We start from the raw sequence: 20,416 nt of genomic DNA, 5'->3' as shown, positions 1-20,416 counted from the left end.
TTTCGTGTTAGCTAAATTCAAACATCGCCATTTGCTCATTCTCCTGCTGATATGGTTAGCAGGAGTCGTAGTCGATCGCATCTGGTTTGCCTGCGATCGCTCTGTTCCAGATTGGGATCGGGCAGAATATCTGACGAGTTCGTTAAATTACTGGCAAGCACTACAACAGCCCCAGTGGTTCAGTAGCGATTGGTGGACGGATTTTTGGCAGCTTTCCACAAAAGCCCCTCCCCTAGCGCAGATTGCTGCGGCTGTAACCCAACTGATGTTTGGCACTGGCAGCGATCGCGCTACGTTGGTAAATCTATTTTTCAGTGCTATCCTGCTTGTTTCCGTCTACGGACTAGGGTTACAACTATTTAGCGCCGAAGTCGGATTATGGGCAGCTGGCATATGCCAGCTCATCCCAGGATTATATAAGTTACGCCTAGACTTTTTACTCGATTATCCCCTTACGGCTGTCGTGACACTGTGTTTTTGGTGTTTAACGGTTTGGAGGATGAGGGGACAAGGGAAAATTCAATATGGTAGGGGCGCACAGCTGTGCGCCCCTACACCTAAAATAATCCCCAATTGGTTTTGGGCGATCGCATTTGGTATTTCTCTGGGAATGGCGCTGTTAGTTAAGCAAACGGCGTTGTTTTTTTTGCTAACACCAGTTGTCTGGACTGGGGTTGAAGTTATTCGTAAACGCAATATTGGACGAATCTGCCAATTTGCGATCGCTCTACTTCTATCGGCGATCGTGTTTATGCCTTGGTATCGGACAAACTGGTTGCTGATTCTCACGGGAGGAAAACGAGCCACAGTAGATTCTGCCATAGCTGAAGGCGATCCTGCCCTCAATACCCTCGATGCTTGGACTTACTACTGGAAACTACTCCCAGAGCATATTTCTTGGGTACTGTTGCTCGTACCAATCGTAGGACTGTTGCTTTATAAAAGTCAAAAGTTAAAAGTCAAAAGTCAAAACAACACTCCCGACTCCCTCATATGGCTTGCAATCTTCCTCATCGGTGCGTATCTGCTCTGTTCGCTCAACCTGAATAAAGATAGTCGCTATGTCGTGCCTTATTTACCTGGAGTCGCGCTGTTGCTTGCCTATGGTATGACGTGCTGGCGCGGGCGCTGGGGACAGCAAATTCGCTGGAGTACGGTAGGTTTGACAGTATTAGTCATGGGATTAAATTTGTTTCCTCTAGGAGGAATATTAGGTAGTCGTTTTGCTTCAAGTCTTAGCCCTAATGCCAAACATTATGCTTACATGGGTTCGGAGTATCCCCACGCTCAAGTCATTGAAGAGATCGTCCAAACAGCACCAAATCTTATATCCAATCTAGGCGTGCTGCCTTCAACCTTAGAAGTCAATCAACATAATTTAAATTATTTTGGGGCATTACGAAACTTTCAGGTTTACGGACGACAAGTAGGAACGCGCCAACAGCAAATTGTCCAAGACGGGCGATCGCTCGATTGGTTTGTCACGAAAACAGGCGAACAAGGCTCGGTTCCAAATGCTCAAACTGCTATGGTGCAGTACGTGGAACAGTCCCCCGATTTCAATTTACAAAAAACTTGGACTTTGCCCGATAGTAGCAGCTTGAAACTGTATCATCGCCGCGTACCGCAAGTAGAAGTCGGGAGTCGGGGAAGAAAGCTGGGGGAGCAACTACCAATTACCAACTACCAACTACCAACTACCAACATAAAACTATCAAGAGTCACAGTACCGTCAGTAGCACCACCCGGAAAGCCGATTCCGGTAACTTATGAGTGGTCTGGAACGTGGGAGCAGTTGCAACCTGGTATTGTGTTACTCACATGGAAAAATCGGGATAGTGACAAACAAAGCGATCGCTGGATACACGATCGCGCGATCGGCATGGGCAATTTAATTCACAATTTCCCGACTCCCGTACGGGCGGGTTTTGAACCAGGCTCTCTTGCCTTAACTGACGCTCTGTCGCTAAACCCGCCCCTACTGACTTCCTACACTGTCACAGAACGCTCGGCAATGATGCCTCCATCCGATCTATCTGCGGGGATTTATACTTTGGAGGCGACATATTTAAACCGCAATACAGGTGAAACTTATCCCATCACCGTACCACCAGTTAACTTAAAAATTAACCCTGCGGCTACAGCCACACCTGCACCGGAATTAGATTTAGTTACGCAAGAACGACTTTTAGCAGCAACGTTACCTCAAGGAATTAAGGCATTAGATCGAGTCTTTGCAGAAGTGGGACGAATTAATCAATACGACCCAATCCAAGATTATTTGGTACAGGTGCAACTGGCAATGGAATACAGGCTGAAACAGGAACCGCAAAATATCGACTGGGCTTACGCTCTGACGTTAGCTCAAATATTGCAACAAAATGTAAAAGGTGCGATCGCGGCGCTGGAACGAGTGACGCAGCTAGACTCGCAAAACCCCTATGCCTATGCCTACCTTGCCTTTGTCCATTTATATAACTGGAATGGAGCCGCCGCCCAAACTGCCCTCAAACCTGCTCTAGCACTCAACTCCAACATCCCAGAATTACACGCCTTACATGGAATTGCTGCTCTGATGCAAGGCAATCTCATGCAAGCATGGCAAGATTATTCTACTTTTAGGGAGTAGGGAGTAGGGAGTAGGGAGTAGGGAAAGAGTGTGGTGCGAGAGAAGTAGTCCTTAGCTTGTCACCAAAACAGGGCGACAGCCTGCTAATAGACTATGCAAGTTGACGACTTTACCGATAACGGCGATCGCGGGGGCGCTAAAACCAGTAGTTTCTACTTGCGCCACAATTGTCTCTAATGTGCCGATCAATTCCTCTTGTTCCGGTCGAGTTCCCCAACGTACTAGAGCTACTGGTGTATCTGCACTTAACCCTGCCTCGCATAGCTGCTTGACTATGTAGGGTAAATTGTGGACTCCCATATAAATTGCGATCGTCTCCGAACCTTGGGCTACAGCTGCCCAATTGACTTTGGGACGATACTTTCCTGCTGCTTCGTGACCCGTAACAAACGTGACTGAAGAACTATAATCTCTGTGGGTTAATGGGATACCTGCATAAGCTGGAGCTGCAATACCGGAAGTAATACCAGGTATGACTTCCACTGACACCCCAGCCGCTACCAAATCTTCCATCTCTTCGCCGCCACGCCCGAAGATAAATGGATCGCCCCCTTTTAACCGCACCACCACTGCGTTGTCTCGCGCTTTTTCGATCAATAACTGGGTCGTATCTTCCTGTACCAACGAATGCTTTCCCCGCCGCTTTCCTGCATTGATTTTTTCTGCCAAGGGGTTAATCATGCCTAGAATTGCCGGACTTACGAGGGCATCGTAAACCACAACATCGGCACATTCCAACAATGCCTTACCTTTGAGTGTAAATAAACCAGGGTCGCCTGGACCCGCACCCACTAAGTAGACCTTACCCACAAACTCGTTCATTCTCTTCCTTGGCGTTTTGGCAGTTGATATGTCAATAAATCTAGGTCTCGATCAGATCCCAAATCAGATCGGCTAATTCCTGAGTTGCCCCTAGTGGCTGCATCAGACAAAACTCGATCGCGGGAAATTGTTGTTGCAATTGTCCTACAACTTCCGCGATCGCATCGGTAATACCTCCAGCAAACAAGAAGTACGGGACGATCGCAATTCGTCGCCATCCTGCGAGTGCCAATTCTTGCACCCGTTGATCTAAACTAGGAGCAACTGACCAATATGCCGTTACAGCACTTATTTGTTGGGCGATCGCTTCTACAGGGTACTCAGAACCAGCGCGCCGACTCCCATGTGCTAGCAAGATTGTTTGCTCTGCCTGCGTCCGGTCTAGCTGCTGTTTCAACAGCCTTGCTAAGCCAGCATGGAAACCTAAATGAGGACGTAATTCCAGCTTTACCTTTGATTTCAAGATTTGTCGCGCCTGCTCCACTTCCGCTGGAATATCTTCCATGACATGGACTCCCGGCAAGAGAAACAGCGGCACGATCTGCACTTGCTGATATCCGTAAGATAAGGCGCGATCGCTAAACTCTGCAATCTGCTGGTGCAGTGGCTTCTGACCTAGCTCTAAACAAGCAGTACCTATTAGAAGGGATAGGGAGTCGGGAGTCGGGAGTCGGGAGTCGAGTGAGTGGCTAGTGGCTAGAATTGCTCTCGATCTCTCCTCTGCCCCTAGTCTCCTCTGCTTCCTCTGCTCCTCTGCTTCCCTGCTCCCTGCTCCCTGCTCTCTGCTCCCTTGCAAAAGCCATGCCAAGCGTTCCATCGCCACTTGCGGGCGCGGATCTCGACTGCCGTGAGATACCAGTAGATAGGCGGATTGCATCGATAATTAGGAATTTGACAGTTTGAGAATTTGATAGTGACTCAATTGTGTGATTTATCTAGCAAATGACTTTCAGATAAGTTTTTCTGTATCAATTGCTGCTATTATTTCAGCTACGAACCGATCGCCATAGATTTCGATCTCTGCTTGTTTGCATCGCGATCGCTCTCTAACTTACTTACCATATCTAGTTTGTGCATTTTTACAGTTCTACAAATATAGCACTTCTATTTGAGTCTTAAGACATGCAACAGAACATGTCTAGCATCCTTATTGTTCGACCAATGACCAATGACCAATGACCAATAACCGTTATTAAGTATTGCCATAAAAAAAGTTAGTAGATTTCCAATCCACTAACTTATCTGCTCTTGATTAAATAACCAAACTAGAAGTTACAGAACCTAACGTTTTCTCTAACTTCTATTCTTAGCTTTGAGTCACTTCATTCACGGGGTCGGCAATATAGCGGAATGTTGGTTCCGAGTTCCAAGGACCGCGTTCGTCTTGCGTACCGTTGGTAGATAGATTGTAGTAGATATCAACCGTTTCGTCTGGCTGAATATTACCAAAGAACGGTTCGGTCAGCTTGCCCATAGAATCCAAAGCTTTCATGAACATCTGCGTATGGGAAATTTCCCGTGTTAGCAAATGCACTAAAGCATTTTTTGTCCCCTCATCAGTTGACAGCTTAATTAATTCTTCGTAGGTTTGTCTTGCTCCAGCTTCCGCAGCAATATTAGCCCGCAAGTCGCGCACGACATCGCCACCTTCATTGAGATAACTAGCCGTCCAAGCATTCCCCTGGCTATCTAAAAAGTGAGGTCCCATCCCACGCACGGCAAACAAAGTACTTTTATATGCATCGGTTTGGTCTACATTTTTAGTGTGAGCTTCAATCATTTTGCCCACCATTTCCAAGTGACCGAACTCTTCGATCGCAATATCTTGTAGCATATCGCGAATACCTGCGTTTTCTACATGAAAAGACTGTACCCAGTATTGTAGAGCCGCAGAAAGTTCGCCTGTTGCACCACCAAATTGTTCTAGCAAAAGTTGAGCAAAGCGAGGATTTGGTTCTTTAATGTTGACAACGTGAATTGGTTCTTTTTTATGAAAAAACATGCGAATTCTCCTCTCTCAATTTTTCACAATTCGCGATCGCTCTTCCTGAAAAAAACTTTGCTTTCTCAGTGCTGAGATTCGATTTAGTTTTTTTAAATCTGCGATCGCCATGATTACAGGCTAAAAATTACTGGTGTCACAACCACTAAGATTCAGTGTAAACCCAGCAACCAAAGTGGCGAGTGCATCTGAGGAAAGAGTTTTTATAAGTCGTAAGTCGTAAGTCGTAAGTCGTAAGTCGTATCCCATGAATAGAATTGGGGATTGAAGTTTCAATTCTCGGCGATCGTAAAGTTATGATTTTTCTGTGACTTTTGTACGGGCGAGTTTAGCAAGTAGATTGACAGCCAAAACCCGTAATTTTGCGGTCAAAACCCGCCCCTACGACTTTTGACTTTTGATTAACTACTGCTTCTGGGCAGAGTAGGTAAAAAAGTTTTGCATTGCACCAACCGTTTGAAAACGATATGACGGAATTACGCCACCAACGGCAAGATCGGTAGTATAGATGCTAAATAAAAGAAAGTTTTGGCGCTTGGTGTTGTTAGCTACAATACGTTGGATGACAGGAGAACTAGAATCAACTAAGTCACTACAGTTTTGCTGCAAAGCCAGACCGAATATGTTCGGCGCTTGCGGGCAAACTTCATCCTTGATGTAAGTTCCTAACCGTTTGCCAGCATAAATCTCGTAGGCAGAGCGATCGGGATTAGTCAATGCCATTACTACGCCCAGCCCGCCAAGAACTACTAATCCTATATAACTAATACTTGTCGATCGCTTCATGCTGCCTATATTACGTTACTGTTGACTCTGTTGCTGGACTGAATGTAGGTTAGCTCGGTTCCAGTACCGATCGATATTGAGAAATAGCTGATAAGATAGTATACTGGTATATACAATGGCGAGCGTAGCCAAGTGGTTAAGGCAGAGGATTGTGGTTCCTCCACTCGTGGGTTCGAGTCCCATCGTTCGCCCTGTAAAGTGAAGTTTTGTTTACCAAGCACACTCGATCGCGATCGTGCATAACTATACTCTGTTCATAGAATTTACTCCCTGGAGTGCAAGGGTAACAGTTTCTATCAATTGCTCTGGTTCGATGGGTTTAGCAATATGCTTTTGAAAGCCTGCTGATAACGCTTTTTGCCGATCGCACTCTCCCGCGTAGGCAGTTAGCGCGATTGCTGGAATCTTGCCTCCTTGCCCTAGTGACAAAGCTCTAATTTGCTGCATCAGCATATAACCATCCATATCAGGCATTCCAATATCGCTGATTAAGATATCGAGCTGTGATGTCAACACTTCTAAAGCCGCAACAGCTGAGCTAACTGCGGTGACAGTAGCCCCGGCATCTTCCAACACAAAGGTCATAAAATCTCGCGAATCAGCATCGTCGTCTACAACTAAAACCTGCACGCCAGTGAGGGGAGCCGATAGGGGCGATCGGCAGTACGCTGTTACAGTGGAGTCGAGAACCGGGAATTCTCTTGTAACTGCTACAGGCGTGGCAGTTTCCTCAGTTTTTCCTAGCAGCGGAATTTTTACAGTAAATGTAGAACCCCGTCCTTCACCAAGACTAGCTACCGCGACGTTACCACCATGCATTTCGACAATATTACGCACGATCGCCAATCCCAATCCCAGCCCACCGAACTTTCTGGTTGTGGCACTGCTTTCCTGTCGAAAGTAATCGAATATGTAAGGAATAAAATCGGCACTAATACCTTTTCCCGTGTCAATAACTTGAATTTGGGCATATTTAGTGCGTGGTGCGCGATCTAATTTTGAATTTTGAAGTTTGAATTTTGAATTGGTAGTTGCTTCCTCTTCCACTCGTTGCAGCGAAATTTCTACCCGTCCTCCCTGAGGTGTAAACTTAATGGCGTTAGACAGTAAATTCCACATGACTTGCTGCAAGCGTGTCGGATCGCCTTCGATTTCTACATTCGCATCAAGCCGAGTTACCATTTGAATTGATTTTGCTTCAGCTGCTAGACGGACAGTTTCTAATGCTGCTGTAATAACGGAAGCTAAATTGACTGGAGAGACATTCAAGCTTAATTTGCCCTGCAAAATTGAGGAGACATCTAGCAAATCGTCAATGAGTTGTACCTGGAGCCTAGCGTTGCGATCGATCGTGGCGATCGCGCTATCAATGCGACTTCGATCGAATTTGCGGCTCATCAGCAAATTGCACCAACCGAGAATCGGATTGAGGGGCGTGCGTAACTCGTGAGAAATGATGGCAAGAAAATTGTCCTTCATCCGGTTTGCTGTTTCAGCCTCAGCCCGTGCTGTTTGAGCGCGGACGAGCAATTCATCTTTTAATTTATTTGCTATTTCTAGTTCTGCCGTTCGCTCTGTGACTCGTTGTTCGAGTTGGGCGTTTAAAACTCGAATTTGTGATTCTGCGCGTTCTCGTTCGAGAATTTGACTGCGTAATTCTTGGTTTGCTACTTCTAGCTGTGCGGGGCTGGGTAGAGCCAGTAGCTGCGGCACTAATGGCATTAGCTCTAGAGCTGTATAGAGAGAAATTAAAGCCGTGACAGCTTTCAGCGTGCCTGAGAGCCAATAGGTAGGATGCCATAAAGTCCAGATCTCCATTAGGTGAGTCGTGCCGCAAGCGATAATAAAAGCCCCAAATAGCCAAAAAATCCAGTTAAATGGCAAGTCTTTTCGCTTTTGGACGAAATAAACTAATGTAAATGGAATTGAATAATAGGCAAATGCGATACACGCATCAGATAAGATGTGCAGCCAAACTAACCCTGGTTGCCAAAGATAACAATGTCCGTGGGGGATAAATGAACTCGAACCAAAAAAATTGTGCCAAAACTCCTGCATAGAAAGCTTTATAGAAAGTTTTTCTTTTTATGGTATCAAGCTAATGTTCGGCTTTGGCGAGCGCATATTTCTTTTTTAAACAAGCAAAAATATATCCTTCCCCAAAGAGCCGTCAGGTACGACAGAGGAAGGACAAATGGTTAGATTATATTAAATTTTTGTTACTGTTACTTTACAGATACCGCATCTACATCGACTGTACTACCAGTGGTATCGGTGGCGTTAGCCGTGCTTTTCCCTTTACGGGTTTTGTAGCCTTCGATCGCCATTTGGGAAACTTCTGATACCAATAGCGTCAATAAAAAGACATCATCCAATTGTCCTACAATCGGCAAGAAGTCGGGAGCAATGTCAAATGGCATCAGGAAATACAATGCCGTACCGAGAATTATCCACCAACGGTATTTAGGATTGCGTAGAGTGTTACGATACCAGCCGTAAACAGATTGGATTGAAAAGTTCATTTATGTACCTCCAGCTCTCTTTTATCTTGACAAATAACTTAGCTTATAGAGGTGGGAAAAACCGTCGTTCAAAAGTTGGGAAGATACGATAAAGCGATCGCGATCTTTTCGCTCTCGCGATGGGTGACAAAACACGAGATGAACAGCTAAGACGCTTAAAATTAAATTGCTTATCAGTGGGCAGCAATCCGATCCAGTGGTATGCTGTGCCGAAAGAATCAAAGGAGGAATGAAACAACAGTGGATGTTATAGATATTTTCCGCAAAGGCGGACCCGCCATGTGGCCTCTGCTAGCACTGTCTATTTTAGCTTTGAGCGTGATCGTCGAGCGGCTGGGGTTTTGGTTTAAGATTTTTTCTCAAGAACGGGAAATTGTCGAGCGCGTTCTAGACGCAGCTCAACAAAATTGGCAAAGTGCTACGGAATTAGCCAGAAAATTTTCCTATCAACCTGCGGGTAGGTTCTTATACGCACCGTTACGTTTGTCTACACCCGATCCGGAAGTATTTCGGCTGGCACTAGAGTCAACCGCAGAAGATGAAATTGCCTCTATGCGTCAAGGGGAGAAGATTTTAGAAGCAGCGATCGCGCTTTCGCCCCTGCTAGGATTGTTGGGAACAGTACTGGGACTGATTCAATCGTTGGGTTCGATTACTTTAGGACAAATCAGTTCGGCTTCTTCTGCTGGCGTGACTACAGGTATTGGTGAATCTTTGATCAGTACGGCAACAGGATTGATTGTGGCGATCGTCAGTTTGGTTTTTTACCGCTTATTTCAAGGATTTGCTGTCAATCAAATTAAAGTATTTCGCCGTGCAGGTAGCGAATTAGAATTACTATACCGTCAGTATTGGGTTAACCTGCAAGATTCTCCGACCGCTCCTCCTGCTGCTGCCATGACAACACCAGAAGTTATCCCTGGACGCGGTTCCGATCGGCGTTTTAGCTTCGACTTAGCTAATAAAAGGACTGTTAATCCCGAACCACCAATAAATCCGCAAACAAACATAAATCCTGGTTACAGCGTTCCGCCTCAATCTCCCAGTCAGCGAGAAGATTCTGCTGCACCAGAAGTCTAGGAAGTCAAAAGTGAAAAGTCAAAAGTCAAAAGCAAGAGTAATTCGTGTCGTAATTTTCTGCTGTTAAAGCTAGCAATGTTATGAAAATCAACCTTCACTCACCAATTGAAGAAGTTCAAGTTCAAATTATTCCTCTCATTGATGTCATTTTTTGCATTTTGACTTTTTTCCTCTTAGCAGCACTGCAATTCACACGCCAGCAGGCGATTGAAATTCAGTTACCCAAGGCGAGTACTGGTACAGCGCCAATGTTCCAATCGCGGTTGATTGTAACTCTCAAAGACGGACAGCTTTATGTCGAGAAAGAGCCAGTACAAATAGATAAGCTGACCCAAACGCTCAAAGCTTACACTCAAGCTAATCCCCTCGGGACAATTATTTTAAATGCTTCGCGGTCGTCGAGCTACAACGATGTGATTCAGCTATTAGATATCATGCGGCAAATTGGAGGCGATCGCGTTGCTTTAGCTACCACTCCCGGCTCCCCCGATCTACCATCTGGTTCTAATCTGTCATCGCCAGACCTTACACCCTTAGCTCCGATTAATCCTAACACCGACCCTCGCCTGAATTCTACTGCGCCGATTGCACCCCAGTCGCCATGAACTCCAAGCAGTACAAAGACAATTTCTCAACATGACAACGAAGGAGATAGAAAAGCAGCAGGGTGTAGCTTGTTTTCTGTCAATTTATAGATGAATTCTAGTCGTCTGATTCGCTAGCCTACTCTTATAAGTGAGTTATTCTCAGTCTAAAACTCAAGGAGTTGTAGGTATGCTAATCGACTTATTAATTGCTTGGTTAGTGAGTGCTTCCAGCCTGTTGATTGTCAGCAAACTTCCAGTGGGCGTGGAAGTCGATAGCCCTGCTAAAGCATATCTTTCGGCAGCTGTACTAGGGGTAGTCGCTGCTGTTGTGAATCCAATTTTAAGAGCGCTATTTTTTATCCCTAATTTGCTCACGTTTGGTTTATTATCGGGATTTGTCACCTTTGCTATTTCGGCGATCGCCCTTGGTATTGCAGCTTCTGTAGTCCAAGGTTTTCGCCTCCGAGCCGGAATTTGGAGCGTTCTACTGGGGGCGCTGGCGCTTTCCGTTGTCAGCCATCTGATCTATGCTTTTGTGACTCCGGCTTACTAAGATAAAATCTGTTTGCGTATTTGATTTGTAGGGGCGCACAGCTGTGCGCCCCTACAGATGTTTGTACTACATGACTATGAACCAGAGGGAGTCTTATCTTGGGACGAGCCAGAAGCAGAACCACTGTCACCGTTGGTAGTAGCAACGCCAGCTTCTTTTTCTTGTAAGCGTTGTTGGCGCTTGCGGCGATCGGCTGAAAGGATATCTGCCATTGTAATCAGCGCTTGCTCGATTTTATCGAGGTTAGAGCGGTATAGCTCCAGATCTTTGTTAAGTTTATCTTCTGGTACGTGCAAAGCCGTTGCTACTTGCTTGAGCGCTTCCACTCGCTGCTTCTCATCTTTGACAAGTTCCGCATCTGCTAGTTCTAACAGGGTAAAGACACCAATCGCAAATAGGCGACTGTATTTGAACTTGGAGTTCTGGGCGATCGCCTGCATTTGTGCTTGCAGATCCTCTGCGCCTTGCAGGGAAGCCTTACCCTCGATCCAGTCAAATAGTTGTTGCGCCGATACGTTTTGCAGTAATTGACGCAAACGATCGGCATCTTGGCGATATCTTTGGGGATTATCTTCGATAGACTGACACAGCGCCTCAAAGATCGGTTCTTTATCCCGTTCTGGCTGGTAGCCCTGCATAAACCGCTCAAATGCCGTAACGACACCTAGAGCGTAGATGGGGTCATAGCGAAAATCAGCATTGACTGAGAGTAAATGCATTTCTACCATTAGTTCTTCTACCACCCGCCGATAGATCGTGTTGATCGGGCGGGTGTGTTGATTGTAGAAATTTCGCTTGGTATCGGAGACAGTACGCAGGTTATTCACAATTAAACATAGCGGGAAGACTTATTAGATTATTGTCTCGCTTGATCGTAACTTTTGCCAAGGTCAAACCGATCGGTCTCAAGGATTTACTATGAGAATCGGAAGTCGAGAATCGGAATTCGGAAATCGGAATTGGAGATCGTTCTCCTCTGTATCTGAAGCACCTGAAGCTCTGTTCCTCCTGCTCTCTGCTCCCTACTCCCTGCTCCCTGCTCCCTGATAACTGAACAATGCGATCGCGAACTGCACGTCCTGAAGATATTGACTTTTTTCTGGCTCAGGAAACTAGAGCAGAATTTCAAAACTTTATTTTTTCCTCTAGTCGAGAGCAACACCAGCAATATCTTGATTCACAAGATTGTCAATATTTCATCTTCCAAAATGATGAAACTGAAGCGGCGATCGGGTATGCAATTTTATCTGGTCTTACATCACCTCATAGCAATATTTGTTTAGTCCGCATCGTTATGGCAAAACCAGGGCAAGGCTATGGTAAGCAGGCACTACGTTTGCTGTTAGATTGGGTTTTTACGGAATACAAAGCTCATCGGTTCTGGTTAGATGTGTTTGAGGACAACCACCGCGCCAGACACGTATATCAATCGGTAGGTTTTCGCGAGGAAGGATTGCTCAGAGAAGTCGTGAAGCAGCAAGATAAGTATGCCTCTCAAATCGTTATGTCGATTTTGGAGCAGGAATACTTTAATTGTGAGGAGAGAGGAGCGAGGGGCGAGGAGTGAGTCTAGTCTCAAATCCTCGATCTATCGTTTGTTTTCAATAGTTTTGAATTTTTTCGATCGGTTATGACACTAGAACTAATTGCCCTCGCCGATTATATGACGGGTGAATTTGAGAATAAAGCCCAGGCGATCGCCGACCCTGCCTGGTTCGTCCACTTACGGCTGTGGCAAAAACCCGTCCCCCTATTTCAAGAAGACAGCATTACCCTTTTTGCCGAACAAGCCAATGCTTTGTATCTAGATAAACCCTATCGTCCGCGATTGATGCGAATGCAGGCGCGTGAGGATGGACAAATTCAAGTACAGTACTACATACCTAAAGACTTTACTGCCGTGCGCGGTGCTGGGGCAAATCCTAACAGGTTACAACAATTTACTGCTGACGATTTTGAGTTATTACCTGGTTGTTTATTAGTCGTAACTTGGCAACAACTAGGTTCCAATAGCTATCACTTCAAAGCCGCAATCCCACCAAATGCAAAGTGCTGTTTCACCTATCAAGGCAATACTCAACAAGTCAATCTTGGTTTTGAAGCCACTCCCGAAGAGTTTTTGAGTTACGACAAAGGCATAGATATGAATACAGGTGCGGCTAAGTGGGGCGCGATTATGGGCGCATATCGTTTCAAAAAGCTGTAGTAGCTTTGCAGTGGAATGCCAGATGTTAAAAATTCGAACCTACCACTCAGAAGATATGGAAGAAATAGTTCAGCTTTGGTATAGAACATCGATACTTCCTATCTAGCACTTGTTATTCAAATCTTGGCGGGTGTTCGCCCATTTTTACCCACATCCTGCGGACACGAATTAACTGAGGACGGTTCATTTTCAAAGCAATAATAGTTGCTCTACCTATGGATGTGAGTCCAATAATTTCTGTTGCATCATCACTCCATGCAAAATGCTCTGTCCACGATTGACATTGAGGATGAAATAGTGTGACTTCTTTCTGAGTGAGTGGCTCTACGGCTGTTTGTCGAACAGCTTTGTAGCGATTACAGGAAGGACAAGCCAAGCAAAGATTTTCAAAAATAGTGGCTCCACCAGCCGAGCGGGGAGTAATATGTTCAAACTCAAATGTTGTGACATTTAGAAATTCAGATGTTAGGCAATAAGCACAGCAATTTCTAAAACGGTTACGAATTTGTTGCTGCAATTTAACAGAAATATATACACTCACGTTGTCTGACTGGTACTGTACATCTAGAGTTTACTTAGCTCTTGTTTTAAGGATGTACTCACGCTATGTCTGACTGGTGCTGTAAATTGAGAGTATATCTAGCTCTTGTTTTGAGAATATTAAGCTGGTCAACCTGCGTCAACAAACGCTCTAGAACTGCTATTTCATCTGTACAAAGCTGGTTTTCGGCATTTCGAGCCAGTAATTCACTTAGTTGAGTTTGAGCAGCAGGAGCTAGCATACTATCTGCTAAGGCGCGTAGTTCATCTACACTTAATCCTGATAGAATTTCTGCATCAGATGGAAGAGAAACTAGTCTACGGTACGTTTCCATATCCAGTAGTACGCCGACTTGTTTGCCCTCTTGATTAGTGATGTATTGTAATGACTCAGACATAACTTTCTACTCATACAATTCTGATGAGTTATAGAGACGTTACACACAACGTCTCTACAAAGGATGCTAGCTTAGGGTTTCCAATTTGCCCAATCTTGGGGTTTGAGGAAAGTTTCGTACAATTCGGCTTCGGGAGTGTTGGGTTCTGGCGTGTAACCGTATTCCCAGCGCACCAAGGGAGGGAGAGACATCAAAATTGATTCCGTGCGTCCGTTGGTCTGTAACCCGAAAATCGTGCCTCGGTCGTAAACTAAGTTAAATTCCACGTAACGTCCGCGTCGATAGAGTTGGAAATTGCGTTCGCGATCGCCATATTCTATATTCTGACGGCGATCGATAATCGGTAAGTAGGATGGTAAAAACGCCTCGCCGCAGTCGCACACGAAAGCAAAGATTTCTTCCCAGCTACGAGAGGGTTGATTACCCAGTTGGTTGCTATAAACAGCCGCCGGACTATCAGAATGAGGTCCGCGATACAGTTGTCCCTCCCTACCATCTTGGTAATCAAAAAAGATTCCGCCGACACCGCGAGTCTCTTGACGGTGTTTCAAATAGAAATACTCGTCACACCAGCGCTTAAAGACTGGGTAGTATTCTGGATGATGGTTATCGCAAGCTTGCTTCAGTGTTTTGTGGAAATGGGCTGCGTCTTCAGCAAATGGGTAATAGGGGGTTAAATCTATCCCACCACCAAACCACCAAACGGGACCAGCCTCAAAATAGCGATAATTTAGGTGAACTGTTGGTATGTAAGGGTTACGGGGATGTAACACCATTGAAGTACCCGTGGCGTAAAATTTATGTCCTGCTGCCTCTGGGCGTTGGGTTAAAATCGACGGCGGTAAATGAGAACCCCATACCTCGGAGAAATTGACTCCTCCTTGTTCTAATACATTACCTTCACGCATCACGCGCGATCGCCCGCCGCCGCCTTCTTCTCGTTCCCACTCGTCTTGCTGAAATTTACCCGCACCATCCGCTGATTCGAGAGCTTGACAAATCTTATCTTGTAATTGTTTCATCCACTGGCTGACTCGTTCTTTCGCATCAGTTGGGGGTAAGGATTGGGAGGAAGTTGGTTGGGCTGTAGAAGCAGTCGTCATGTTCTCAATAAAATTCTGTTAAATTTTTATTTTGTGGCAAGGAACATCTACAATTTTGTGTAAGTCTGAAAGCTTTGAGCAGGGAAAGCAATATTTAACTGGCAAAACTTAAAAATGCTTTACATTACTCAGTCACAATCGAGTCATATTTCAAACCGCGATCGCACCAATTGCAAATGACTTAAGATCATCCGTTGAGTCAATCCAGATAATAGACCACTGAACATATTGTCCCTCAAATTAACACCCCATAATACAGCGAAGCGAAAATCTTCAGTGAAATACTAAACTCTAATTGAGTATTCTAGAGAAAGTTTGCCCAAAATAATCATCATTAATACTTGCCTTGGTTGCCGCCGAAGTCAGAATGCCTGCTAAGCTCAACAGGCAAAAGGAGGAATCAGAAAATGCGACGCTATATATCAAAATTGATTCAGCGCAAGGGTCGTCGCGTTCAGTGTTCTTTAGTACGTACTTACAGACAAATTAGTTCGGCTTCGGTAGATGAATTATGGCAAAAGGTAGTTGACTTAGCAGACGTTTCATGGCATCCGTTACTGACCAAAACTAATGTACCCTACGGCTTAGTTCCGAAGCCGGGATTAATTTTTGAAGCCGTCACCCGGATGGGACCCTTCCCAATTCGGATCTTTGTGGAAAGCGTATGTCCTAGAGAATTATTGCGCGTGCGCGTGCTTGCCATCCCAGGAGTGGAAGAACACATTACCTATAAAGTCGAATCTACCGTTTGCGGTACCTGCGTCTCTTATTCTGTTACTCTAGATGGCTGGCTATCTCCGCTAATTTGGTCTTTGACTCGTCACCGCGCCGAACAAGTTGCAGCAGCTTTAGCCAAGGCTGCCGAACAAGCTGCTAACTCAGCCCTATCAGGAAAGCCAAAACCTTTTAAGAATAGCTGTTTTGATTTTTGAAAGAGGAATGGGTAATAGCTGAGGAGTCACGAGCGTTTAAAACGCAAACACTGTCAGAGCGAGACATTGGCAAGAATTGCCACAAATGCAGGGCGAACTCAACATTCAAAAGTTGGTTTCGCCGCAGCCATTATTTGTAGAAAAGCACCAATTTGGTGCTTTTCTACGATATGGGTTCGACTTCATTCTCCCGTAAATGTGCTTTGAACTTTTTACTAAACTGCACGTAAACAGGTAAGTTGGCACTTACAGGTCTGCCATGCCACTCATTAACAATACCCAACACATCTCCTTCCAAACCTTTAATGTCGAAGGGTTGGTTGCGGTGTTCTGGGTGATGGTATACGATAACGGATTCTTTAACACGAACGCGATCGCCAACTTTCATAACCTTTGAACCTACTGTTTCCTCTCCACAGACTTGCACCACTGCTCGTCCTCTGTATCAGTGCTTACTTGTCACAATCTTTTATCTTTGCATAAGATCGTCCCCTACGTTTCAGTTGTCAGTTATCAGTTATGAGGGAGCAGGGAGCAGGGAGCAGGGAGCTTCAGGTGCAGAGGAGCAGAGGGGAAAATCAATTCAATATCCAAAATCCCCACACCCCACACCCCACACCCTATTTACTACCCACTAGCCACTAGCCACTAGCCACTCTCCCGACTTACGACTTCTAAGTGACGGTTAGGAGTAGAAAAGAGTAAAACTTAAGATAGACAGCGCAAAATCTAAAAAATGTCAATTAATCTTGTCTGGTTGTGGTTGCTTCTCGGGATCGCTCTTTGTGCGATCGAACTCGTGCTACCTACAGCCTTTGTATGCTTCGCAATGGGAGTTAGTGCCGTTGTCGTCGCCATAGCAGTGCCAATTTTGCCTCATCTAGGCTTGCAAGTCGTCGTATGGCTTGCCTTATCCACAGCTTGTGTCTTGCTGTCACGACGCTTAATCTCAGTGCCTCAGCGACACTCTAAAATTCGAGATGCTACAGTAGCGGAGACTCTAACCGAAATTACTGCGGGGAAAGAGGGACGGGTGTTATACGAAGGGAATTCTTGGCGGGCAAAATGTGCTGACGAAAAGCTCAGCATACTTCCACAACAAAAAGTTTATGTCGTCAGTCGAGAGGGGACTACGTTAATCGTGATGCCAGAAAGCCTAATTCATCATTAAGACTAATACTGCTGTACGGGCGCGCTATCTAAATTTTTGTACGGGCGCACAGCAGTGCGCCCCTACTACTCACTACTCACAACTCACTTCTATGGAACAATTATTTTTACTTATAGTACTAGCATTGGGTGGTGGTTCTACCCTAGCTAGCTCCGTCAAAATCATCAATCAAGGCAATGAAGCTTTGGTAGAGAGATTTGGTAGTTACCACAAAAAACTGCAACCAGGTCTAAATATTGTCGTTCCCGTACTCGATCGCATTGTCTTTCGCGAAACAATTCGGGAAAAAGTTTTAGATATTCCACCCCAAAAATGCATCACCCGCGACAACGTAGGCATTGAAGTCGATGCTGTGGTTTACTGGCGGATTGTCGATATGGAAAAAGCCTGGTACAAGGTAGAAAATCTCCAATCGGCAATGGTGAATTTGGTACTGACACAAATTCGGGCGGAAATGGGACAACTAGAGTTGGATCAAACCTTTACTGCGCGAACCCAAATCAACGAAATTTTGCTACAGGATTTAGATATTGCTACCGATCCTTGGGGCGTAAAAGTAACGCGAGTGGAATTGCGCGATATTATTCCCTCCAAGGCGGTGCAAGAGTCGATGGAACTGCAAATGGCAGCAGAACGCCGCAAACGGGCATCGATTTTGACTTCAGAGGGCGATCGCGAATCGGCAGTTAACAGCGCCAAAGGAAAAGCGGAAGCGCAGGTACTCGAAGCTGAAGCCCAACAAAAAGCCACAATTCTGCAAGCCGAGGCGCAACAAAAGACGATTATTATGCAGGCGCAAGCCGAACGCCAACAACAAATTTTGCAAGCACAAGCCACTTCCGAGGCGTTACAAATTATTGCCAAAATTTTGCAAACAGAACCACACGCTGCCGAAGCTTTACAATTTTTAATCGCCCAACATTATCTAGACATGGGTAAGCAAATCGGCAGCAGCGACAGCAGCAAAGTTATGTTCATGGACCCCCGCAGCATTCCTGGGACGATCGAGGGTATGCGTTCTATGATCGGCGATCGGTGACCAGTGAGTGGCTAGTGGCTGGTGGCTAGTGACTAGCATTGTCTTGCTCTTCCTCAGCTCTTGTTTCCCTCAGCCTCCTCAGCTCTCTTGCAATGCCTCAGCCTGACACCGATCGCACAAGCCGAAAAATTCTAAAGTGTGATAGAAAATTTTGAATTTGTGCGATTTATTCAGCTGGGTTTCTAACTCGTGGACGGGACATTGATGGATCGGAATCGATTTGCCACATTGCAGGCAAGTCAGGTGATGTTTATCTTGCTGGACGCAACTGTAGAGAGATTCGCCAGAGGCTAGCGTTCTGACTTGCACGACTCCTTCGAGTTTCAATGCTTCTAAAGCGCGATAGACTGTGGCTAGACCGATGCTTTGATTGCGATTGCGAAGTTCTACGTAAATATCTTGGGCAGATATAGACTTATTTGAGTTTTTGAGTAAATGCAGGATTCGTTCTTGACTGCGAGTACGTTCAGCTTTCTCGGCTTTCATAGACAGTATCTGAGTTTGATGACTGAAGAGGCGGTCGCACTTCTCTTGCTTTCTAAACTAGCTCAAAGCGAATACTGTTTATTCCGTCAAGCTGTCTCCAGAAGGAGTTATTATAGCCTTTGTGGGATTGGGAATCAAGTCAAGTGTTACGAAAGTATTTAGCTCGCATCTATGTCACCCTGCGACCCTCTGTCCTCGACCCAGCAGGCACAGCCGTTCAGTCTGGTTTGAGTCATATGGGTTACGATAACGTAGAGCATGTCAGAATTGGCAAGTATATCGAGTTGCATCTGACGGCAGTAGATGAAAAAACAGCCACAGAACAATTGGATCGGATGTGCAATCGCCTCTTGGCTAATCCGACGATTGAAAATTACCGCTTCGATTTGAAAGAAGTTGCTGTAGAGATGGGAGCGTCAATGTGAAGTTTGGGATTGTAGTTTTTCCTGGCTCGAACTGCGATCGCGATGTTGCCTACGTGACTCGCGACATCCTTCAACAGCCAACGCGCATGGTTTGGCATGAAGACACCGATTTAACAGATATCGATGTTGTCATTGTCCCTGGTGGTTTCAGCTACGGCGATTATCTGCGTTGTGGTGCGATCGCCAGGTTTTCTCCCGTGATGCAGCAAGTGGTCGATCGCGCTCAACAAGGTAAATTCGTGTTGGGAATTTGCAATGGGTTTCAGATTTTGACTGAAGCGGGTTTGTTACCTGGTGCTTTAGTCCGAAATCGCGATTTACATTTCATTTGCGATCGCGTGGAGTTAAAAGTAGAGCGTACCGATTTACCCTGGACGCAAGCCTACTCAGTAGGGGAAGTTATAACTGTCCCGATTGCGCACGGAGAAGGGCGATTTTATGCTGATAAACGGACTTTAGAGGAAATTGAGGCAAATAATCAAGTCCTATTTCGCTATGCAGGCGACAATCCTAACGGCTCAGTTAATAACATTGCTGGAATTTGTAACCGTCAGGGTAATGTTTTGGGCATGATGCCCCATCCCGAACGCGCTGCCGATCCAATTTTAGGTGGTACGGACGGCTTGAAATTGTTTCAGGGATTGTTAGAACGAGTCGCTGCTATTGTATAGCCGCTCGAACGCTTAATTATTCAGCTATTGTTGATTTTTTTGACAGTCAGCAGAGAAGTCTATGCACAATGAATTTACTGCAATTATCGAGCAAGATGAAAACTGGTTTGTAGGATACTGCTTAGAGATTCCTGGTGCTAACGGTCAAGGTCGCACAATTGAAGAGTGTAAAAAAAGTTTAGCCGAAGCTATCAGTTTGATTTTAGTAGATCGCAGAGAAGATGCTTTAGAAGGTGTATCTGAGAGTGCTATTCGTGAAGTCATTACAGTAGAATGAAACGCGGAGGCTTACTAAGACATCTTCAGCAGTATGGCTGCTATCTGAAACGAGAAGGAGCTGCTCATTCCTTATGGCATAATCCTCAAACTGGACAAGTAGAAGCAGTACCAAGACATACAGAAATACCAAATCGATTGGCAAAGAAAATTTGTCGTGGCTTGTCTATTCCTGAAATTTAAACGTC

At 45.3% G+C, this 20,416-nt stretch carries 26 protein-coding genes and 1 tRNA gene; 15 read left to right on the top strand and 12 right to left on the bottom strand.

All coding sequences use genetic code 11. The annotated features are described in order from the left end of the window. The first annotated feature begins 4 nt into the window (after window positions 1–4). Window positions 5–2,629: a phospholipid carrier-dependent glycosyltransferase gene (locus QH73_RS03215; protein ID WP_132866544.1), complete on the top strand. Its 2,625-nt coding sequence runs from the start codon at window positions 5–7 to the stop codon at window positions 2,627–2,629. A gap of 51 nt (window positions 2,630–2,680) precedes the next feature. Here the strand turns inward: QH73_RS03215 and cobA are convergent, their stop codons facing one another. The 4 genes from cobA to QH73_RS03195 all read right to left on the bottom strand — a co-directional run bounded on the left by cobA (window position 2,681) and on the right by QH73_RS03195 (window position 6,239). Next, the gene (cobA, locus tag QH73_RS03210; protein WP_039715204.1) at window positions 2,681–3,451 is read right to left on the bottom strand and encodes a uroporphyrinogen-III C-methyltransferase; all 771 of its coding nucleotides are present in this window, start codon (window positions 3,449–3,451) and stop codon (window positions 2,681–2,683) included. 40 nt (window positions 3,452–3,491) lie between these two features. After that, window positions 3,492–4,328, bottom strand: a complete 837-nt coding sequence (locus QH73_RS03205; protein WP_039715203.1) for a sirohydrochlorin chelatase — start codon at window positions 4,326–4,328, stop codon at window positions 3,492–3,494. Window positions 4,329–4,757: 429 nt separating this feature from the next. Continuing rightward, entirely contained in the window at window positions 4,758–5,453 is a 696-nt protein-coding gene (locus QH73_RS03200; protein ID WP_039715202.1) for a manganese catalase family protein, read from the bottom strand. Between the two features lie 405 nt (window positions 5,454–5,858). Continuing rightward, on the bottom strand, window positions 5,859–6,239 hold the full coding sequence (locus QH73_RS03195; RefSeq protein ID WP_039715201.1) for a DUF4359 domain-containing protein: 381 nt from the start codon (window positions 6,237–6,239) through the stop codon (window positions 5,859–5,861). A 118-nt stretch (window positions 6,240–6,357) separates the two neighbouring features. Between QH73_RS03195 and QH73_RS03190 the strand changes: the two genes are divergently transcribed. Further along, window positions 6,358–6,430: transfer RNA gene (locus QH73_RS03190), tRNA-His, on the top strand. Window positions 6,431–6,482: 52 nt separating this feature from the next. On the opposite strand, the gene QH73_RS03185 is transcribed toward QH73_RS03190, so the two are convergent. Together QH73_RS03185 and QH73_RS03180 are read right to left on the bottom strand one after the other, a co-directional pair. Next, window positions 6,483–8,297 (bottom strand): hybrid sensor histidine kinase/response regulator, encoded by a 1,815-nt coding sequence (locus QH73_RS03185; protein ID WP_039715200.1) that lies wholly within the window; start codon window positions 8,295–8,297, stop codon window positions 6,483–6,485. Window positions 8,298–8,464: 167 nt separating this feature from the next. Then, on the bottom strand, window positions 8,465–8,761 hold the full coding sequence (locus QH73_RS03180) for a YkvA family protein (protein WP_015157128.1): 297 nt from the start codon (window positions 8,759–8,761) through the stop codon (window positions 8,465–8,467). A gap of 240 nt (window positions 8,762–9,001) precedes the next feature. Between QH73_RS03180 and QH73_RS03175 the strand changes: the two genes are divergently transcribed. The 3 genes from QH73_RS03175 to QH73_RS03165 all read left to right on the top strand — a co-directional run bounded on the left by QH73_RS03175 (window position 9,002) and on the right by QH73_RS03165 (window position 10,981). Beyond that, window positions 9,002–9,841, top strand: a complete 840-nt coding sequence (locus QH73_RS03175) for a MotA/TolQ/ExbB proton channel family protein (protein ID WP_039715199.1) — start codon at window positions 9,002–9,004, stop codon at window positions 9,839–9,841. 80 nt (window positions 9,842–9,921) lie between these two features. Beyond that, on the top strand, window positions 9,922–10,446 hold the full coding sequence (locus QH73_RS03170) for an ExbD/TolR family protein (RefSeq protein ID WP_039715198.1): 525 nt from the start codon (window positions 9,922–9,924) through the stop codon (window positions 10,444–10,446). A gap of 169 nt (window positions 10,447–10,615) precedes the next feature. Further along, the gene (locus QH73_RS03165) at window positions 10,616–10,981 is read left to right on the top strand and encodes a phage holin family protein (protein ID WP_039715197.1); all 366 of its coding nucleotides are present in this window, start codon (window positions 10,616–10,618) and stop codon (window positions 10,979–10,981) included. A gap of 74 nt (window positions 10,982–11,055) precedes the next feature. Here QH73_RS03165 and psb29 read toward each other — a convergent pair whose 3' ends face one another. Next, window positions 11,056–11,808 carry a photosystem II biogenesis protein Psp29 gene (gene psb29, locus QH73_RS03160; protein WP_132866541.1) on the bottom strand — a complete coding sequence of 251 codons (753 nt, stop codon included), beginning with the start codon at window positions 11,806–11,808 and terminating at the stop codon, window positions 11,056–11,058. Window positions 11,809–12,038: 230 nt separating this feature from the next. On the opposite strand from psb29, the gene QH73_RS03155 reads away from it, so the two are divergent. Both QH73_RS03155 and QH73_RS03150 read left to right on the top strand, forming a co-directional pair. Next, window positions 12,039–12,548: a GNAT family N-acetyltransferase gene (locus QH73_RS03155; protein WP_039715195.1), complete on the top strand. Its 510-nt coding sequence runs from the start codon at window positions 12,039–12,041 to the stop codon at window positions 12,546–12,548. A gap of 63 nt (window positions 12,549–12,611) precedes the next feature. Beyond that, a complete protein-coding gene (locus QH73_RS03150; protein ID WP_039715194.1) occupies window positions 12,612–13,187 on the top strand; it encodes a chromophore lyase CpcT/CpeT in 576 nt (191 codons plus the stop codon). Window positions 13,188–13,299: 112 nt separating this feature from the next. On the opposite strand, the gene QH73_RS03145 is transcribed toward QH73_RS03150, so the two are convergent. The 3 genes from QH73_RS03145 to hemF all read right to left on the bottom strand — a co-directional run bounded on the left by QH73_RS03145 (window position 13,300) and on the right by hemF (window position 15,228). Further along, window positions 13,300–13,728 (bottom strand): HNH endonuclease, encoded by a 429-nt coding sequence (locus QH73_RS03145; protein ID WP_132866538.1) that lies wholly within the window; start codon window positions 13,726–13,728, stop codon window positions 13,300–13,302. 58 nt (window positions 13,729–13,786) lie between these two features. Next, window positions 13,787–14,125, bottom strand: a complete 339-nt coding sequence (locus QH73_RS03140; protein ID WP_039715193.1) for a hypothetical protein — start codon at window positions 14,123–14,125, stop codon at window positions 13,787–13,789. A 71-nt stretch (window positions 14,126–14,196) separates the two neighbouring features. Further along, window positions 14,197–15,228: an oxygen-dependent coproporphyrinogen oxidase gene (gene hemF, locus QH73_RS03135; RefSeq protein WP_039715192.1), complete on the bottom strand. Its 1,032-nt coding sequence runs from the start codon at window positions 15,226–15,228 to the stop codon at window positions 14,197–14,199. A 407-nt stretch (window positions 15,229–15,635) separates the two neighbouring features. Here hemF and QH73_RS03130 point away from each other — a divergent pair, with 407 nt between their 5' ends. After that, a complete protein-coding gene (locus QH73_RS03130; RefSeq protein WP_015157119.1) occupies window positions 15,636–16,160 on the top strand; it encodes a hypothetical protein in 525 nt (174 codons plus the stop codon). 163 nt (window positions 16,161–16,323) lie between these two features. Here QH73_RS03130 and QH73_RS03125 read toward each other — a convergent pair whose 3' ends face one another. Beyond that, a complete protein-coding gene (locus QH73_RS03125; protein WP_039715191.1) occupies window positions 16,324–16,548 on the bottom strand; it encodes a ferredoxin-thioredoxin reductase variable chain in 225 nt (74 codons plus the stop codon). Window positions 16,549–16,679: 131 nt separating this feature from the next. Between QH73_RS03125 and QH73_RS28590 the strand changes: the two genes are divergently transcribed. The 3 genes from QH73_RS28590 to QH73_RS03115 all read left to right on the top strand — a co-directional run bounded on the left by QH73_RS28590 (window position 16,680) and on the right by QH73_RS03115 (window position 18,370). Beyond that, window positions 16,680–16,805, top strand: a complete 126-nt coding sequence (locus tag QH73_RS28590) for a hypothetical protein (RefSeq protein WP_286194034.1) — start codon at window positions 16,680–16,682, stop codon at window positions 16,803–16,805. 91 nt (window positions 16,806–16,896) lie between these two features. After that, window positions 16,897–17,331, top strand: coding sequence for an NfeD family protein (locus QH73_RS03120; protein ID WP_039715190.1), 435 nt, complete (start codon window positions 16,897–16,899; stop codon window positions 17,329–17,331). 91 nt (window positions 17,332–17,422) lie between these two features. After that, window positions 17,423–18,370: an SPFH domain-containing protein gene (locus QH73_RS03115; protein ID WP_039715189.1), complete on the top strand. Its 948-nt coding sequence runs from the start codon at window positions 17,423–17,425 to the stop codon at window positions 18,368–18,370. A 78-nt stretch (window positions 18,371–18,448) separates the two neighbouring features. On the opposite strand, the gene QH73_RS03110 is transcribed toward QH73_RS03115, so the two are convergent. Next, window positions 18,449–18,856: a Fur family transcriptional regulator gene (locus QH73_RS03110; protein WP_039715188.1), complete on the bottom strand. Its 408-nt coding sequence runs from the start codon at window positions 18,854–18,856 to the stop codon at window positions 18,449–18,451. Window positions 18,857–18,999: 143 nt separating this feature from the next. Between QH73_RS03110 and purS the strand changes: the two genes are divergently transcribed. The 4 genes from purS (at window position 19,000) to QH73_RS03090 (ending at window position 20,411) form a co-directional block, all read left to right on the top strand. Next, window positions 19,000–19,281: a phosphoribosylformylglycinamidine synthase subunit PurS gene (gene purS / locus QH73_RS03105; RefSeq protein WP_039715187.1), complete on the top strand. Its 282-nt coding sequence runs from the start codon at window positions 19,000–19,002 to the stop codon at window positions 19,279–19,281. After that, on the top strand, window positions 19,278–19,952 hold the full coding sequence (purQ, locus tag QH73_RS03100) for a phosphoribosylformylglycinamidine synthase subunit PurQ (RefSeq protein ID WP_039715186.1): 675 nt from the start codon (window positions 19,278–19,280) through the stop codon (window positions 19,950–19,952). The genes purS and purQ overlap by 4 nt, the downstream gene beginning before the upstream one ends. 61 nt (window positions 19,953–20,013) lie before the next feature. Further along, the gene (locus QH73_RS03095; RefSeq protein ID WP_039715185.1) at window positions 20,014–20,229 is read left to right on the top strand and encodes a type II toxin-antitoxin system HicB family antitoxin; all 216 of its coding nucleotides are present in this window, start codon (window positions 20,014–20,016) and stop codon (window positions 20,227–20,229) included. Further along, on the top strand, window positions 20,226–20,411 hold the full coding sequence (locus QH73_RS03090; RefSeq protein ID WP_132866535.1) for a type II toxin-antitoxin system HicA family toxin: 186 nt from the start codon (window positions 20,226–20,228) through the stop codon (window positions 20,409–20,411). Before QH73_RS03095 ends, QH73_RS03090 begins: the two co-directional genes overlap by 4 nt. The last annotated feature ends 5 nt before the right edge of the window (window positions 20,412–20,416 follow it).

Source organism: Scytonema millei VB511283, from assembly GCF_000817735.3.
Lineage (GTDB): Bacteria > Cyanobacteriota > Cyanobacteriia > Cyanobacteriales > Chroococcidiopsidaceae > Chroococcidiopsis > Chroococcidiopsis millei_B.
This window is presented reverse-complemented; position numbering and strand designations above follow the sequence as displayed.